General features: G+C 66.2%; 12 protein-coding genes. 5 read left to right on the forward strand and 7 right to left on the reverse strand.

Annotated features, from left to right (window positions below):
- Nucleotides 1–45: 45 nt before the first annotated feature.
- Together serB and mfd are read right to left on the reverse strand one after the other, a co-directional pair.
- Nucleotides 46–903, reverse strand: a complete 858-nt coding sequence (serB, locus tag BAU07_RS07650; protein ID WP_066655574.1) for a phosphoserine phosphatase SerB — start codon at nt 901–903, stop codon at nt 46–48.
- A gap of 34 nt (nt 904–937) precedes the next feature.
- Nucleotides 938–4,402 (reverse strand): transcription-repair coupling factor, encoded by a 3,465-nt coding sequence (gene mfd, locus BAU07_RS07655; RefSeq protein WP_066655575.1) that lies wholly within the window; start codon nt 4,400–4,402, stop codon nt 938–940.
- Between the two features lie 29 nt (nt 4,403–4,431).
- Between mfd and ispD the strand changes: the two genes are divergently transcribed.
- Together ispD and ispF are read left to right on the forward strand one after the other, a co-directional pair.
- Complete coding sequence (ispD, locus tag BAU07_RS07660; RefSeq protein ID WP_066655577.1) at nt 4,432–5,115, forward strand: 2-C-methyl-D-erythritol 4-phosphate cytidylyltransferase; 684 nt, start codon at nt 4,432–4,434, stop codon at nt 5,113–5,115.
- Nucleotides 5,112–5,600, forward strand: coding sequence for a 2-C-methyl-D-erythritol 2,4-cyclodiphosphate synthase (ispF, locus tag BAU07_RS07665; RefSeq protein WP_066655579.1), 489 nt, complete (start codon nt 5,112–5,114; stop codon nt 5,598–5,600). Before ispD ends, ispF begins: the two co-directional genes overlap by 4 nt.
- Nucleotides 5,601–5,668: 68 nt before the next feature.
- Here the strand turns inward: ispF and BAU07_RS07670 are convergent, their stop codons facing one another.
- Genes BAU07_RS07670 through risA form a run of 4 tightly spaced genes read right to left on the reverse strand, consistent with a single transcriptional unit; the run spans nt 5,669 to nt 9,004 of the window.
- Nucleotides 5,669–6,187, reverse strand: coding sequence for a carboxymuconolactone decarboxylase family protein (locus BAU07_RS07670; RefSeq protein ID WP_066655582.1), 519 nt, complete (start codon nt 6,185–6,187; stop codon nt 5,669–5,671).
- Between the two features lie 54 nt (nt 6,188–6,241).
- On the reverse strand, nt 6,242–6,790 hold the full coding sequence (locus BAU07_RS07675; RefSeq protein ID WP_066655594.1) for a peroxiredoxin: 549 nt from the start codon (nt 6,788–6,790) through the stop codon (nt 6,242–6,244).
- A gap of 53 nt (nt 6,791–6,843) precedes the next feature.
- Complete coding sequence (gene risS, locus BAU07_RS07680; protein WP_066655597.1) at nt 6,844–8,235, reverse strand: sensor histidine kinase RisS; 1,392 nt, start codon at nt 8,233–8,235, stop codon at nt 6,844–6,846.
- Nucleotides 8,236–8,269: 34 nt separating this feature from the next.
- Nucleotides 8,270–9,004 (reverse strand): response regulator transcription factor RisA, encoded by a 735-nt coding sequence (gene risA, locus BAU07_RS07685; RefSeq protein ID WP_066639002.1) that lies wholly within the window; start codon nt 9,002–9,004, stop codon nt 8,270–8,272.
- A gap of 131 nt (nt 9,005–9,135) precedes the next feature.
- Here risA and tsaB point away from each other — a divergent pair, with 131 nt between their 5' ends.
- Nucleotides 9,136–10,509: a tRNA (adenosine(37)-N6)-threonylcarbamoyltransferase complex dimerization subunit type 1 TsaB gene (gene tsaB / locus BAU07_RS07690; protein ID WP_066655599.1), complete on the forward strand. Its 1,374-nt coding sequence runs from the start codon at nt 9,136–9,138 to the stop codon at nt 10,507–10,509.
- Nucleotides 10,510–10,885: 376 nt separating this feature from the next.
- Nucleotides 10,886–11,647, forward strand: coding sequence for a uracil-DNA glycosylase (locus tag BAU07_RS07695; RefSeq protein WP_415830391.1), 762 nt, complete (start codon nt 10,886–10,888; stop codon nt 11,645–11,647).
- Between the two features lie 80 nt (nt 11,648–11,727).
- Here the strand turns inward: BAU07_RS07695 and lplT are convergent, their stop codons facing one another.
- Nucleotides 11,728–13,044, reverse strand: a complete 1,317-nt coding sequence (lplT, locus tag BAU07_RS07700; RefSeq protein WP_066665025.1) for a lysophospholipid transporter LplT — start codon at nt 13,042–13,044, stop codon at nt 11,728–11,730.
- 348 nt (nt 13,045–13,392) lie between these two features.
- Between lplT and smc the strand changes: the two genes are divergently transcribed.
- Entirely contained in the window at nt 13,393–16,923 is a 3,531-nt protein-coding gene (smc, locus tag BAU07_RS07705) for a chromosome segregation protein SMC (protein WP_066655603.1), read from the forward strand.
- Nucleotides 16,924–16,944: the final 21 nt, after the last annotated feature.

Below are 16,944 nucleotides of genomic sequence, written 5' to 3' on the forward strand. Positions count from 1 at the left end.
CGTGTCCATCCGGACGCCCCGCATGGCAGGCGATCGGCCGCCGCGTCAGGTTTCGAACCAGTTCAGCACGCCGTCCAGGCCGCAGACGTTCAGCGCATAGCGCGTCTGGCTGCGCACTACCGGCTTGGCATGGTAGGCGACCGAATAACCGGCCACGCCAAGCATCTTCAGATCGTTGGCGCCATCGCCCATGGCAATGATTTGTTCAGGCGCGGCGCCATGCCGCTGCGCGAAGTCGCGCAGCCGTTCGGCCTTGCCGGCCGCGTCGATGATTTCGCCGTGCACGCGGCCGGTCAGCTTGCCATCCTCGATCTCGAGCACATTGGCCTGGGCGTCGTCCAGCCCCAGCCGCTCGCGCAGGCGATCGGTGAAGAAAGTGAATCCACCCGACACCAGGAGCACCTTGAGGCCGGCGCTGCGCGCGCTGGAAACCAGCGTCTCCGCACCGGGATTCAGGCGCAGGCGTTCGCGATAGACGGTTTCCAGCGCCTGCGCCGGCAGCCCGGCGAGCAGCGCCACGCGGCGGCGCAGGCTGTCCTTGAAGTCGGTGATTTCCCCGCGCATCGCGGCCTCTGTAATGGCGGCGACCTTGTCCTTGACGCCCGCGATATCGGCGATCTCGTCGATGCATTCGATGTTGATCAGCGTGGAGTCCATGTCCATCGCCAGCACCTTGCACTGGGACAGCCGGCTGCCCCTGGGCATGAACGCATGGTCGATTCCGGCGCTTTCGCACCAGTGGCGGACTTCCGTGCGCGTTGCGTCGTCGTGCTGGACGTCGAGCAGGCGCGCGGCGGTGGCGCTGAGGCGATGCAGGCCTTGCGCCTGCGACAGCGCTGCCACCTGCTCGCAATGCTCGGCCGCCAGGGCGGGGGACTGGATGACGAGATGGTGCGCGGTCATAGGGAAGCGGAAGTCCTTCTTTGGGAGGGCGGGTTCATGCAAGGCCGCGCAGCACGGCGCGCACGGCATCGACGCGGGCCGGCACCTGCTGGCCCTTGATCTCGACACGCAGCTTGTCCTGGCCGGCGAGTTTGATGTGGCGGTGCTTCTGCACGAGTTCGATTATGCGCAAGGGGTCGACGGCGGGCTTCGGGCCGAACTGCACCAGGGCCTGGGTCTCGCTGGCGTCGATTTTGACGATGCCCAGCGGCTGGGCCGACAGGCGCAGGCGATGCGTGGCCAGCAAGGTCTGCGCGGATTCGGGCAACTTGCCGAAGCGGTCGATCAGCTCTTCCTGGATGCGGATCAGGTCGTCCTCGCCGTCGGCATGCGACAGCCGCTTGTACACGGCCAGCCTGGCGTGCACGTCGGCGCAATAGTCCGCGGGCAGCAGCGCGGGCGCGTGCAGATTCACTTCGCAGGCCGAGCCGAACGGCGCCTCCAGGTCCGGTTCCTCGCCGGCCTTCAGCGCCCGCACTGCTTCGTTGAGCATGTCGGTGTACATGGAAAAGCCGACTTCCTGGATGTTGCCCGATTGCGATTCGCCCAGGACTTCGCCGGTGCCGCGGATCTCCAGGTCGTGCATGGCCAGATAGAAGCCGGACCCCAGCTCCTCCATGGCCTGGATGGCCTCCAGGCGCTTTTTGGCGTTGGAGGTGATCGCGTCTTCGCCGGGCGTGAGCAGGTAGGCGTAGGCCTGGTGGTGGGAACGGCCGACGCGGCCGCGCAGTTGATGCAACTGCGCCAGGCCGAACCGGTCGGCCCGGTGTATCACGATGGTGTTGGCCGTCGGGACGTCGATGCCGGTTTCGATGATGGTGGTGCACAGCAGAACATTGAAGCGCTGCTGGTAAAAGCCCTTCATCACCTGTTCGAGCTCGCGTTCGCCCATCTGCCCGTGGGCCACGGCGATGCGAGCCTCCGGCACCAGCTCTTCCAGCCGCGCCCGGCGGTTGTGGATGGTTTCGACTTCGTTGTGCAGGAAATAAGCCTGTCCGCCGCGCTTCAGTTCGCGCAGCAGTGCTTCGCGTATGGTGCTGCCGTCTTCGCGCCGCACGAACGTCTTGATGGCCAGCCGCTTCTGCGGCGCCGTTGCGATGACGGAGAAGTCGCGGATGCCTTCGAGCGACATGCCCAGGGTGCGTGGAATGGGCGTGGCCGTGAGCGTCAGCACGTCGACCTCGGCACGCAGCGCCTTCAGTCCTTCCTTCTGGCGCACGCCGAAGCGATGTTCCTCGTCGATGATGACCAGCCCCAGTTGCTTGAACTGCACTTCCTTGGACAGCAGCTTGTGGGTCCCGATGACGATGTCGACGCTGCCTTCCTTGATGCCCTTGATGGCCGCCGTCACTTCCTTCGCGGAGCGAAAGCGCGACAACTCCACGACGCGCACGGGCCAATCGGCGAAGCGGTCGGAGAAGGTTTGCGCATGTTGTTCGGCCAGCAGGGTGGTGGGACAGAGCAGGGCGACCTGCTTGCCATTCGCCACTGCGAGGAACGCCGCGCGCAACGCGACCTCGGTCTTGCCGAAGCCCACGTCGCCGCAGACCAGCCGGTCCATGGGTTTGCCGGAGGTCATGTCCTGGATCACGGCATGGATGGCGGCGGCCTGGTCCACCGTTTCTTCGAAGCCGAAGCCTTCCGCGAAGGCCTCGTAGTCGTTCAATGGCAACTTGAAGGCATAGCCTTCGCGCGCCGCGCGCTTGGCATACAGATCCAGCAGCTCCGCGGCGGTATCGCGAACCTGCCTGGCGGCCTTGCGGCGCGCCTTGTCCCATTGCCCCGAGCCCAGTTGATGCAAGGGCGCGGATTCCGGGTCGGCTCCGCTATAGCGGGCGATGACATGCAACTGGGATACCGGAACGTAGAGCGTGCTGCCGTGGCCGTACTCGAGATGCAGGAACTCCATCTCGCCTTCGCCCATGTCCATGTTGACCAGGCCGTGGTAGCGGCCGATGCCATGCTGCGCATGCACGACCGGGTCGCCTTCGCGCAGCTCCGACAGGTCGCGCACCATGGCTTCGACATTGCTGGCGCGTTCCTGCTCGCGCCGCCCGCGCCGGCTGACCACGCCCTGCCCGGGGTAGAGATCGTTCTCGGTGATGAAGGCAATGCCTTCGGACGGCAGGCTGAAGCCGGACGTCAAGGGCGCCGCCAGCAAGGCCAGACGGGCCGTGGATCCGCGGAAATCCTCGATGGATGCGGGCTCGGCGTCGGGCGCGAGGTCGAATTCGACAAGCATCTGGGACAAGGTTTCGCGACGACCGGCCGAATCCGCGCACAGCAGCACACGCCATTTGCCGCCATCGACCACGGCGCGCAGCCGCGAGACGGGGTCGTCGGCGCGCCGGGTCACGGCCACATCCGGCGCCGGCTCGATGTCCGGATGCGTGCGTTCGCTGGTCAGCGCCAGCCGCTCGAAGTCCTTGAGCAGCCCGAACAGCGACTCGCCGTCCAGGAACAGCGCCGAGGGCGGCAGTACCGGTCTTTCGCGATCGCTCTTGAGGAATCCGTAGCGGCTTGCCGTGTCCTGCCCGAAGCGCCGCATGGCGTCTTCGATGTCGCCTACCGTGACGGTCAGGGTGGACGCATCCAGGTAATCGAAGAGGGTGGCGGTCTGTTCGAAGAACAACGGCAGGTAGTACTCCACGCCGGCGAAGGCGATGCCGGTGCCGATATCCCGATAGGGCACAGCACGCGACGGATCGCCTTCGAAGACCTCGCGGAAACGGGCGCGAAAGCGGTTGCGCGCTTCTTCGTCCATCGGGAATTCGCGACCGGGCAGCAGTTGTACCTGGTTGACCGGATAGAGACTGCGCTGCGTATCGACGTCGAAGGCGCGGATCGATTCGATCTCGTTATCGAACAGGTCCAGACGGTAGGGCACGGGCGAGCCCATGGGGAACAGGTCGATCAGGCCGCCGCGCAGGCAGAATTCGCCCGGCGCGGTGACCTGCGTCACATGGCTGTAGTTGGCCAGCGTCAATTGCGCCCGCAGGGCGGCTTCGTCCAGCTTGTCGCGCTGCTTGAACGAGAACGTGTAGGCCGCCATGAATGCCGGCGGCGCCAGCCGGTACAGCGCGGTCGTCACCGGCACGGCAAGTACGTCCACGGCGCGGTGCATCAGCGCATCGAGCGTCTTCAGGCGCTCCGAGATCAGGTCATGGTGCGGCGAGAAGGCGTCGTACGGCAGGGTTTCCCAGTCGGGCAATTGCCGCACGCGCAGCTCGGGCGCGAACAGATGTATTTCGTCGGTCAGGCGCTGCGCTTCCAGAGGGTCGGCGGTCAGCACCAGCAAGGGACGCGCGGCGTGGCGCGCGAGGTCGGCCAGCAACCAGGCATCGCCCGAACCAGGTGGCCGGGGTTGCGAGTATCGGTTGCCGGGCTTCAGCGCCGCCAGGGTGGAGGAGGTCGACGGGACCCGGGGCGCCGTGGGGGAGGAGGGGAAATCTGCAGGCATGAGAAGGAAGATTATAAAATCACTGGCTTATGTCCGCCTCTCTTATCGCGATCGTTCCCGCTGCCGGGGTCGGCAGCCGCGCCGTGGGCGCCCACGGGGCCGCCATTCCCAAGCAGTACCGGCCACTCGCGGGCATGGCCATGCTGCGGCATTCGGTGCTTGCGCTGCTTTCGGATCCCCGCGTCGCCCAGGTGCGCGTCGCCGTGTCGCCCGATGACGGCTGGGCCGAATCGGCCTTGTCCGGCCTGCCCCGCACGGTATGGCGACGCTGCGGCGGCGCCACGCGCGCGCAGACGGTCGCCAATGCCCTGGCGGACAGCGGCGCGGCCGAGGAAACCTGGGTCCTCGTCCACGACGCGGCCCGGCCCGGTTTGCCGGCCGAAACGCTGCGCAGGCTGATAGATGCCTGTTGGGACGACCCGGTTGGCGGTTTGCTGGCGCTGCCGGTCCGCGACACCGTCAAGGGCGGCGCGCAGCGGGTTGCGCGCACGGTCGACCGGCAGGCACTGTGGCTGGCGCAGACGCCCCAGATGTTCCGCGTCGGAATGCTTGGCCGTGCGCTGCGCGAGGCCGCCGGACGCGGCCTTGACGTTACGGACGAGGCGTCGGCGATCGAGGCGGCGGGCCACGCGCCCCTGCTGGTGCCCGGTGTCATGCGCAACTTCAAGGTCACCTGGCCCGAGGATTTCGAATTGATGGAGAAATGGCTATGACGTTCCCGTTCCGGGTGGGACAGGGCTTCGACGTCCATGCGCTGGTGGCCGACAGGCCGCTTGTGATCGGCGGCGTGACGATTCCGCATACGCACGGCCTGCTCGGGCATTCGGATGCGGACGTGCTGCTGCATGCCCTCACCGACGCCATCCTGGGCGCCGCCGGGCTGGGCGATATCGGCAGGCACTTTCCGGATACCGATCCGGCCTATCGCGGTGCGGATAGCCGGGTGCTGTTGCGCGATGCGATGGCCAAGGTGGCGGACGCCGGTTGGACCGTCGTCAACGTGGACGCGACGCTGCACGCGCAGGCGCCGAAGATCGGGCCGCATGCGCCGGCGATGGCGCGCAACATCGCGGCCGATCTGGCCGTGGAGCCCTCCGCCGTCAATATCAAGGCCAAGACCAACGAAGGCCTGGGTTATCTTGGCCGCAAGGAAGGCATCGCCGCGACGGTCGCCGTACTGCTCGCGCGCGCTTCCTGACCCGCAAAAAGGCAAGGCCCACGCCGTGGCGTGAGCCTGTCCATGGACCGCCCGCGATCGCGCACGCCTTACTTGCCCTGGGCGGTGAGCACCAACGCGGCTGCATTCACGACCGAAGCGATCCGGCCCACATCGCGCAGTTGTTCGACGGTATAGCCTTCCTTCTTCAGCAGCTCGTAGTGCGATTGCACGCAGAAATGGCACTTGCCGACGATCGAGGCCGCCAGGGCGAACAGCTCGAAGCGCTTCTTGTCCACGCCGCCGCTGGTCGCATACGCGTTCATGCGCAACTGGGCCGGCAGGCTCTTGAGCTGGGTGTCGCCGGCCATCTCGACGTACGGATACCAGACATTGTTCATGCCCATCAGCGCCGAAGCGGTCAACGCCGCGTTTGCGTCTGTGTCCGACAAGCCTTTCTTGAAGGCTTCGATCAGCATGGGGCTGCGGGATGCGAACGCTGCGGCGAGCGCGGCGCCGACAGCATCCTCAGCCGGCAAGGTGGAGCGGCTGATGACGCCGTCGAGGTTCAGCCGTATGTCCTTCGCCCAGTCAGGAATCGCTTCTTTAATAGATTGAATAAATTCCATAGTTTTTACCTATAGGTCGAAGCAGTTAAAGCCCGGCGAACCGGGCTTGACGAATTACAGCGTGTCGCCGCCGACCTTACGGTTGCACGGGCACAGTTCGTCCGTTTGCAGGCCGTCCAGCAGACGCAGTACTTCTTCCGGATTGCGGCCGACATTCAGGTTGTTGACCGACACGTGCTGGATGACGTTGTCCGGATCGACGATGAAGGTCGCGCGCAATGCGACGCCTGCGCCCTTTTCGCGGATGCCCAGCTGGTCGATCAGCGCGCCGGTGGTGTCGCCGAACTGGTAGTGACCCAGCTTGTTGAGGTCCGGATGCTCGCGGCGCCAGGCCAGCTTGACGAATTCGTTGTCGCTCGAACCGCCCAGCAGTACGGCGTCACGGTCTTCGAATTCCTTGGCCAGGGCGTTGAAGCCGACGATTTCAGTCGGGCACACGAAGGTGAAGTCCTTCGGGTAGAAGTAGATCACCTTCCACTTGCCGGGGAACGAGCTTTCCGTGATGTCTTCAAACGCGGAGACACCGTTTTCTTCGTGCTGATTGAAGCCGGGCTTGACGCCTGCAACCTTGAAAGGCTCGAGTTTGTCGCCAACAGTTTTCATGTGGACTCCTATGCGTTTTGGGGTGGTGAAACGTAGACCGTAATTTTACGCTATTAGGTTTCACTGTCTAGTTGATAATTCCTAATGCGGGCTTTGGGTAACTCTATCCGTGCCGTCAGTCCGCCTCCCGCACGAGGGACCATCTTCAGCGTGCCGCCGACATGCTTGAGCAGCCGCTCGACGATGGCGAGGCCCAGGCCTGCGCCGCTGACGCCGGTCCGCGCGGCTTCCCCGCGGGAGAACGGTCGGAGCAGGCGATCGACGTCGTCGGCGGCGATGCCGGGCCCTCGATCGGATACCTCGATGGCGATGATATTGCCTTCGGATTGCACGGCCATGTACAGATGAGCCTGGCCGTCGCCGGAGCGCCCGTAGCGGCGGGCGTTTTCCAGCAGGTTGCTGACGATGCGCTTGAGGTCGAGGGCGGTGATCCTGGCGCGCAGTCCCGGCGTGATGAAGGCTTCGATCTCCCCGCCCGTGGACGCGGTGTGGCTGCGTTCCCGGTCGAGCAACTCGGTCAATACGCCTGACACGTCGGTCGCCATCTGCGGCAGGGTGCCGGCAGGCCGGGCATATTCCATCAACTGGCCGATACTGTGATCGATCTGCGCGAGGTCGTCGTCAATGGCCTGCCGCGCGTCTTCCGAGACGCCGCTCATCTCGATCTCCAGCCGCATGCGCGCAAGCGGGGTACGCAGGTCATGCGAGATGCCCGCCAACATCAATTCCCTGTCGGCTTCCGTTTGCCGGATATCCTTGGCCATGCGGTTGAACGAAGCGTTCAAATCGCGGATTTCCAGCGGGCCATTTTCCGGCAGGGCGGCCGGCGTCTCGCCACGGGACAGTACCTGGGCCGCGCGGGCGAGCCGCGACAGCGGACGGTTGACGAAGCCCACGCTGACCGCCGCGCCCACCAGCGACAGCAGCAGCGCGGTCGCGCCCCAGCCCAGCCATTCGATGCCGCCGGTCAAGCCTATCTGTTCGCGTTCGAAAACCAGCCAATACAGGTCGTGGTCGATCTGGAAGCTTACCCAGAAGCCCGGCACCTGGTTTACGCCCCAGGCGATCTGGGTCTCGGGACCGAAGCGGCTGCGGATATGCTGCGCCACCCGCTGCCAGTAATCGTCATTGGGCAGCGGTTCGGCGTAGTCCGTCAATTCGCGGGGATAGACCTGGATGCCTTCGTTGGTGGCCAGGTCCAGCAGCAGTTTGCTGCGCTCGTCCGACTGCGAGTAGACCAGGGCAGTGCGGGTGATGTTGACCGCCGTGATGACCCGCTGCGCCATCTGGTTGGCGCGCGGACCGAGCTCCATGCTGAAGAACACCTGGAGCCAGGCGCCCAGGCTGACCAGCATCAAGGCGGCCAGAAGCAGGAAGGTGCGGCCGAACAGACCCAGACGTACACGCGACGTCATGGCTTTGAGTGTGCTGCGCAAGCGGAGCATGTTGCGGCGTTCCTGCCCCGGGAACGATCAGGATTCAGCTGCCACCGTCCGGAACGAAAACATAGCCCAGGCCCCACACCGTCTGGATGAATACCGGCTTCGAGGGATTCGGTTCAATCAGTTTGCGCAGACGCGAAATCTGCACATCCAGGCTGCGGTCGAACGCTTCGTACTCGCGGCCACGCGCCAGCTCCATCAGCTTGTCGCGCGACAACGGAATCTTCGGATGGCGGGCGAAAACCTTCAGCACGGAGAATTCGCCCGTGGTGATCGGCACCTGCTCGTTGTTGCGGGTCAGGGTGCGGGTGGAAAGATTCAGCACATACGGGCCGAACGCGATGGATTCGTTTTCCTGGCTGGGGGCGCCGGGGTGCTCTTCGGTACCGCGGCGACGCAGGATGGCGTTGATCCGAGCCAGCAGTTCACGCGGGTTGAAAGGCTTGGACAGATAGTCGTCCGCCCCCATCTCCAGACCCACGATGCGGTCGATCTCCTCGGCCTTGGCCGTCAGCATGATAATCGGTGTGTTGTCATGTCCCCCGCGAAGGCGGCGGCAGATGGACAGACCGTCCTCGCCGGGCAGCATCAGGTCGAGGACCAGGAGGTCGAAATGCTCACGCTGCCACAGCTTGCCCATTTCCTTGGCGTCTTCCGCGACGAAGACGTTGAAGCCCTGTTCGGAGAGATATCGCCGCAGCAGATCGCGCAGGCGAGGATCGTCATCGACAACGAGGACTTTGCGGGTCGGAGTGGTGTTTTGCGTATTCATGGCCGGAAATGTAACAGCGCCCGGAATGAGCGACTAGTGGGCGTTCACAAGATATTACACATTGGGGGGAGTAGTTCGAATCCTCCTTACATACGAGGGCAAGTCCCTGGTATTACGTACAATTCCGAGCTATGAACCACACTCTTCTGGCCCTTGAGACCTCTTCGTCCCGGTGCAGCGTCGCGCTGTTGCGGGACGGTCCGGGCGGCCCGGCCATCGCTTCCATGGAGCACGAAGGCGCGCAGGAGCACGCTGAACGGCTGCTGCCCATGGCGCGCGATTTGCTGCGCGACGCCGGCCTCGGCGTGGACGATCTGCAGGCGGTGGCCTTCGGTCAGGGGCCGGGAGCGTTCACCGGCCTGCGCGTGGCCTGCGGTGTCGCCCAGGGGATCGCCCTGGCGCATGGGCTACCGGTCGTGCCCGTGGTTTCCCACATGGCGGTGGCGGCCCAGGTGCCGGCGCGGCCGAACCAGGCCATCGTGGTGGCGCTGGACGCCCGCATGGCGGAGGTCTACCTCGCGGTGTACCGGCGAATGCAAGGCGCGGCGGACGACACGCTGTGGGAGGTGCTGGCGGAGCCGCTGCTGATCGCAGCCTCGGAAGTGGTCCCCTGGGTGCAAGGGAACCTGGCCGGCTGGTGCGAGCGCAGTGGCCTGGCCCTGACGCCGGTCCTGGCCGGCGACGCCTGGGACGCGCACGTCGCGTCCATGCTGCCGCTGGCGGACTGGAACCGCTATGACGCCCTGCGGCCTCACGCGCGCGAGGTCGCGCGGCTGGCGTCGCAAGCGTGGCGGCGCGGCGAGGGCCAGCCACCGGAGCACGCCATGCCGCTGTACGTGCGGGATCGTGTGGCATATACCACGGCAGAGCGGCTGGCGGGGCAGGGCGGCAACCCCAAGGCGGGCTCGACGCTGGGCGTCGCGGCTGGCCAGCCCGGGCATGCGCCGCATGCGGGATCCGCCTCGGACCCGCTCTCCACGGAGCCCGCGGGCGGCGCGCCGCCGGCGGAACCGGCGCCCGCCGCCGTCCCGCCGGTTCCGCTCGAAATCGCGCCCATGTCCACGGTGGACCTGGACGATATGGCGCGCATCGAGGCCTCGGTGCAGACGTTCCCCTGGACTCGCCGCAATTTCGCCGATGCATTGGCGGCCGGCTATGACGGCTGCGTGCTGCGCCGCGCCGGTCATGTCGTCGGCTTCTGCATACTCATGCATGCGCCCGATGTGTCGCACCTGCTGGTCATCGCGGTGGAGAAGGCCCTGCATCGCCAGGGAATCGGCTCTCGCCTGATCGACTGGTGCGTGGAACGTACGCGTCAACGAGGCATTGCGGGCCTGCTCCTGGAAGTGCGGCCGTCCAACGGGGGGGCGGTGGCCTTCTACGAACGTCATGGCTTCCGGCACGTCGGGCTGCGACGGAACTACTACCCTGCGGGCAAGGGCCGGCGCGAGGATGCGCTGGTCATGCAGAAGGCGGTAGCCGTGCCCGGAGATGGCCATGTCTGAAACCCCTGCAGGGCCGCGCATCGCTCCCGTGCTGAATCCGCTGCAGCGTGCGTGGCTGCGCGAACTGGGCATGGAAAAAGTGTGGCTGCGCGAAGAGGCCAGCGCCGCGCCGGCACGCGCGCGCGCTGTCGCGCCGCCGTCCGCTCCCCGTTCGGTGGGCGATATCGCTGCGGGTTCGGTGGACGCAAATCTCGAGGGCCAAGTGGCGGCAGGCGTGGCCGCGACAACGTCCGAGCTGGCATCGCCCCGTTTGGCGGGCACGTCGGCGGATGCCGCGGACACGCGCGCTGACGGGGCCCGTCAAGCCGATTCCCCCAATGGCGTGGCGCCGACGGCCAGGTCGGTAGTTGGGCCGGAAGATGGCCTGGAAGGCCGGCTGGGACATGGTCCTGAGCATGGTCCCGCAGGCGACTCGCAGTCCGCGCCCCAGCTTGCGCCCGCCCCCGGCACGACCACGGTGGGCGCGCCGGAGGCCCCTGTCAGCCCGGCGGCGGCTATTCTTGGGCGGGCGGCGCGGCCGGTCTCGCCGGCCGCCCGTGCCGAGGCGCCGGCCCAGCCGCCCCCCACCGAGCAAGAACTGGCGACGTTGGACCTCGATGGGCTGCGCGAGCGCGTGGTGGCATGTACCGCCTGCGCGCTGTGCCGCAACCGCAGGCAGGCCGTCTTCGGCATGGGGGCGCAAACAGCGCGATGGCTGGTCGTGGGGGAGGCCCCCGGGGAGCAGGAAGACCGGCAGGGGCTGCCTTTCGTCGGCCGCTCGGGCCAACTGCTGGACGCCATGCTGGCTGCGGTCGGCATGAGCCGGGAACGCGATGTGTTCATCGCGAACGTCATCAAATGCCGGCCGCCCGGCAATCGCAATCCGAAGCCGGAGGAAATCGCGGCTTGCGGCCCTTACCTGATGCGGCAGATCGAGTTGCTGAATCCCGAGCGCATCCTGGTATTGGGTCGTTTCGCCGCGCAGACCTTGCTGGGTACCGATGCGCCCATCGGCAGCCTGCGCGGGCGTGTCCATATGTTCAAAGCCCGGGACCGGGAAATTCCCGTGGTGGTCAGCTACCATCCCGCCTACCTGCTGCGCAGCCCGGGCGAAAAAGCCCGTACCTGGCAGGATCTGCGTCTGGCGATGAGCCTGTAGGGCTGGCCCCCCGGGTTTGCCTGGTATGCCTGCCTGATTCGGGGGCCTGGTGTTGGCGAGCGCTCTCGCCGTGGCGCCGCCTAGTGCGAGCGTTCCTGCAAGGCCTGGCCGTGCCCTTCCTGGCCGATCTGCGCGAGCAGCTCGGGGCGTGCCTGCAGGTTGCGACGGCTCCAGCGCATGAAGATCAGCATCAGCACGACGACGATGGAGCCGAAGATCCCAATGATGATGCCTATGGACAGGTTCAGCCACAGCAGGACCGTGTAGACCGCCACCATGAGCAGGATGTTCAACTGCTCGTTGAAGTTCTGTACCGCGATCGAATGCCCCGCCGACAGCAGGACATGGCCGCGGTGCTGAAGCAGGGCGTTCATGGGTACGACGAAAAACCCGGCCAGCCCCCCGATCAGAAGCAGCAGCAGATAAACGCTCCAGGGGCTGTAGACGAAGGGCATCAGCAGAACCACCAGACCCATCGCGGCCCCCACGGGCAGCACGCTGAGCGCCTTGCGCAGCGGAATGCGCCCGGCCAGGATGGAGCCCACCACCGTCCCCACCGCCGCTACGCCCATCAGAATGGAAGCCTGGTCCAGGCGGTACCCCAAGTGGCTACGTCCCCATTCGATTACGATCAACTGCAGGGTCGCGCCGGCGCCCCAGAACAGGGTCGTCACGGCGAGCGATATCTGCCCCAGCTTGTCATGCCAGAGTACCCGCACATAGCTGCCGAAGGTCGTGATGAGGCGGATCGGGTTCTTCTGCTGGGGCGGATACCGCACGTGCGTATTGGGAATGAGCAGGTTGCAGGCGGACGCCACCAGGTACACGACTGCGATCACCAGGATGGCGGCTTCGGCCGGCGTGTGGACCAGCTTGCTGCTCAGCGGGTGGGTCAGGACGAGGTGGGAGATTTCCGGGGAGATCAGCGCGCCGCCGACCACCGTGCCCAGGATGATGGAGATGACCGTCAAGCCTTCTATCCAGCTATTGCCCTTGACCAGCATTTCCGGGGGCAGCATTTCCGTGACGATGCCGTACTTGGCCGGCGAATAGGCCGCCGCGCCGACGCCGACCATGGCATAGGCCAGGCAGACCAGATAGGTCTGATGGACCGGCGCGATCCCCAGGCTGGCATAGGAGAACATCAGCAGGCACCCGCCGACCTTCAGTGCATTGGTCGCGAACATCACGCGGCCCTTGGGGTAGGAGTCCGCGAAGGCGCCCACGAAAGCGGCAAGCAGGACATAGGCCAGGGCGAACGACCACTTCATGAGCGGCGCCATCCAGTCGGGGCCTCGCAGTTCCTGGATGAGGGCAATGGCCGCAATGAAGAGGGCATTGTCCGCCAGCGAGGATAGGGCCTGCGCGGCCATGACCAGATAAAAGCCTCTTTTCAATGATGTCCCCATTCACGTTGCCGGTCAGTATCCGGCAGCGGCTGCGGCAAGGATAGGCCCGCGCCAAAAAAAAGTGTCAGGGAGTATAGCGTCCGGCCCGCTGCGGGCCGATTGGGGCTTGCCCCCTGGGCGGTTCCCTGTTGCGGCAATGCACACGGTCGGGGCGGGCGGTCCGCGGCGCCCGGCATGCGGCAGGGGCGGGCGGCGGGGTATCCAGTGGGGTATCATAAGGCCCGAAAAAAGCCGGTCCGCGGGACCGGCAGCCATCGGCCCTGCGGGGCCGATTTGCCATGCGGGCGACAGGTCCGTTCAACGCCTCGTTCAACTCCGGTCCGTCATACAGCTACTGTGCGCCTTACCCAGATAAAACTTGCCGGCTTCAAGTCGTTCGTCGATCCGACCGTCATACCCGTTCCCAGCCAGCTGGTGGGCGTGGTGGGGCCCAACGGCTGTGGAAAGTCGAACATCATCGACGCCGTGCGCTGGGTGCTCGGCGAGGCCAAGGCGTCGGAATTGCGCGGCGAATCGATGCAGGACGTCATATTCAATGGTTCCGGCAATCGCAAGCCGGCGGCCCGGGCGTCCGTCGAAATGGTATTCGACAACAGCGAGGGCCGCGCCGCGGGGCAGTGGAGCACCTATGCCGAAATCGCGGTCCGGCGCGTGCTGACGCGCGACGGCACCAGCAGTTATTTCGTCAACAACCAGCAAGTCCGGCGACGGGATATCCACGACATCTTCCTCGGCACGGGCCTGGGCGCGCGTGGCTACGCCATCATCGGCCAGGGCATGATCAACCGGCTGATCGAGGCTCGGCCGGAGGAGTTGCGCGTCTTTCTGGAAGAAGCGGCGGGCGTTTCGCGCTACAAGGAGCGCCGGCGCGAAACCGAGAACCGCCTGGCCGACACGCGTGAAAACCTGACCCGTGTCGAAGACATCCTGCGCGAGCTCAACGCGCAACTCGAAAAGCTGGAGTCGCAGGCCGAGGTTGCCCGCCAGTATCGCGAACTGCAGGCCGACGGCGAGCAAAAGCAGCACGCGCTGTGGTTCATCAAGGAGTCCGGCGCGCGTGCCGAGCGGCAGAAGAGAATCCAGGAGATCCAGCAGGCGCAGAACGAGCTCGAAGCGGCGACTGCCGAACTGCGCGCCGGCGAAGCGGCGCTGGAATCGCGTCGCCAGGCCCACTACGCCGCCAGCGACCTCGTCCACACCGCGCAGGGGCAGTTGTACGAAGCCAATGCCCAGGTCAGCCGCCTGGAGGCGGAAATCCGGCATGTGGTGGAATCACGCAACCGGGTGCAGGCGCGTCGCCAGCAGTTGAACCAGCAGATCGAGGAATGGGACGCGCAGCAGGCGCATTGCGCGGAGCAGATCGTCCAGGCTGAAGAAGACCTGGCCAGCGGCGCGGACCGCGCGCAGGAGGCCCGCGCGATGGCCGACGACGCGCAGGCATCCTTGCCCGCCGTCGAGGCCCGCGTGCGCGAGGCCGCGCAGAGCCGTGATGGCATGCGCGGCGCCCTGGCCAAGGTGGAACAGGAGTTGGCGCTGGTGGCGCAAAGCCAGCGCGATGCGGATCGGCAATTGCAGGCCCTGGAGCAGCGTCGCGAGCGGGTGCAGCAGGAACTGCGCGAATTGCAGACGCCCGACCCGGCGCGGCTGGATGAACTGGCCGGGGCGCTGGCCGCCGGTCAGGAACAGCTGGAATCCGCGCAGGAAGATCTCGCCGGCCTGGAGGCGCGGCTCCCGGAGGCTGACGCCGAACGTGGCCGCGCCCAGACCGCCGCGCAGCAGGAAGGGCAGACGCTGGCGCGGTTGGAAGCGCGGCTGTCGGCCCTGGTCAAGCTGCAGGAAGACGTGCAGAAGCAGGGCGCCCTGGAGCCGTGGCTGGCCAAGCATGAACTGGCCGGCATGGCCCGGCTCTGGCAGAAGCTGCACGTGGAAGCGGGCTGGGAAACCGCGCTGGAATCGGCACTGCGCGAGCGCATGGCGGCCCTGGAAGTTCGCACGCTGGACTGGACCAAGGCTTTCGCCGACGATGCGCCGCCGGCACGGTTGGCGTTCTACCAGTTGCCCGTCGCCGCCCCCGCCCCCGCGGTGCCGGCCGGGTTGCAGCCCCTGACCGCCCTGCTGCGCATCACGGACAGCGACCTGCGCACGCTGATGAACGACTGGCTGCGCGATGTCTATGTGGCTGATACTGTCGCCCAGGCGCTGGCAGCCCGTGCCTCGCTGCCGGCGGGCGGCAGCTACGTGGTGAAGGACGGCCATCTGGTCGACGCGCATAGCGTGCGCTTTTACGCCGCCGACTCCGAACAGGCGGGCCTGCTGGCGCGGCAGCAGGAAATCGCCAACCTGCAACGCGAGCTGAAGGCGCAGCAACTGATCGCCGACCAGGGGCGCGCGGCCGTCGCGCGGGCCGAGTCGGCTTGGCAGCAGGTTTCGCAGGCCCTGGTGCCGGCGCGCCAGCGGGTGGCCGAGGTGACCCGCCGTGTGCACGACGTCCAATTGGAGTATTCCCGTTTGCAGCAGCAAGCGGAACAATCGGGCGAACGAGGGGCACGGTTGCGCGAGGACCTGGCGGAGATCACGGCGCAGGAAGAAGAACTGCGTGCCGCCCGCGAGGACGCCGAGGTCCGCTTCGAAACACTGGACCAGGAACTCGCCGAGCACCAGTCCCGCTTCGCCGATGCCGAGATCGACGGCGAAACCCTGGCCGCCCAGGCCGAGGCCGCACGTGCCCGGCTGCGCGACCTGGAGCGTGCTGTGCATGAATCCGAATTCGCGCAACGTGGCATCGAGGCCCGCATCCAGGATCTGCGGCGCAACCAGCAGTTGGCGGCCGACCAGAGCCAGCGCGCCCGCGCCGAGCTGGAACAGTTGCAGGGCGAGCTGTTCGAACTCGACGCATCGGCTTCCCAAGCCGGCCTGCAGGATGCACTGGAGCTGCGCGCCGAGCGCGAGGAAGCGCTGGCGCGCGCGCGTATCGAAATGGACAACCTGGCGGCGCAGTTGCGCGGCGTGGACGAGGACAGGGTGCGGCTGGAGCAGTCCCTGGAGCCGCGCCGGGCACGCATCATGGAGCTGCAACTGCAGGAGCAGGCGGCCCGCCTGGCCGAAGAGCAGTTCAGCGAGCAGTTGAACGCGCGTGAAGTCGATCGCGAGGCGCTCGCCCAGAAGCTGGAAAGCATGCCCGAGGAATGGCGTCGCGCCAATTGGCTGCAATCCGAGGTGGCGCGCATTTCGCGGCAGATCGATGCGCTGGGTTCGGTCAACCTGGCTGCGCTGGACGAACTGACGGCCTCCCGCGAACGCAAGGAATTCCTGGACGCGCAACAGACGGACCTGATGACCGCCATCGAGACACTCGAGGACGCCATCCGCCGCATCGACCGCGAGACCCGCGCGCTGCTGCAGGAGACGTTCAATACGGTCAACGGCCACTTTGGCGAGCTTTTCCCTCGGCTGTTCGGGGGCGGCGAAGCCAAGCTCATGATGACCGGCGACGAGATCCTGGACGCGGGTGTGCAGGTCATGGCGCAGCCGCCGGGCAAGCGCAACAGCACCATCCATCTGCTCTCCGGCGGGGAAAAGGCATTGACCGCGACCGCGCTGGTGTTCGCCCTGTTCAAGCTGAACCCGGCGCCGTTCTGCCTGCTGGATGAGGTCGATGCTCCGCTGGACGACGCCAATACCGAACGCTATGCCAATCTGGTCAGCGCCATGAGCGAGCAAACGCAGTTTCTTTTTATATCGCATAACAAGATCGCGATGCAGATGGCCAAGCAACTGGTTGGCGTTACCATGCAGGAGCAGGGGGTGTCCCGCATCGTCGCCGTGGATATCGATTCGGCGATCCAGCTCGCGGCCGAGGCCGCATAACCCTAGTTTGATAAAGGCGCT

It is taken from the genome of Bordetella flabilis (genome assembly GCF_001676725.1).
GTDB classification, from domain to species: Bacteria; Pseudomonadota; Gammaproteobacteria; order Burkholderiales; family Burkholderiaceae_B; genus Bordetella_C; species Bordetella_C flabilis.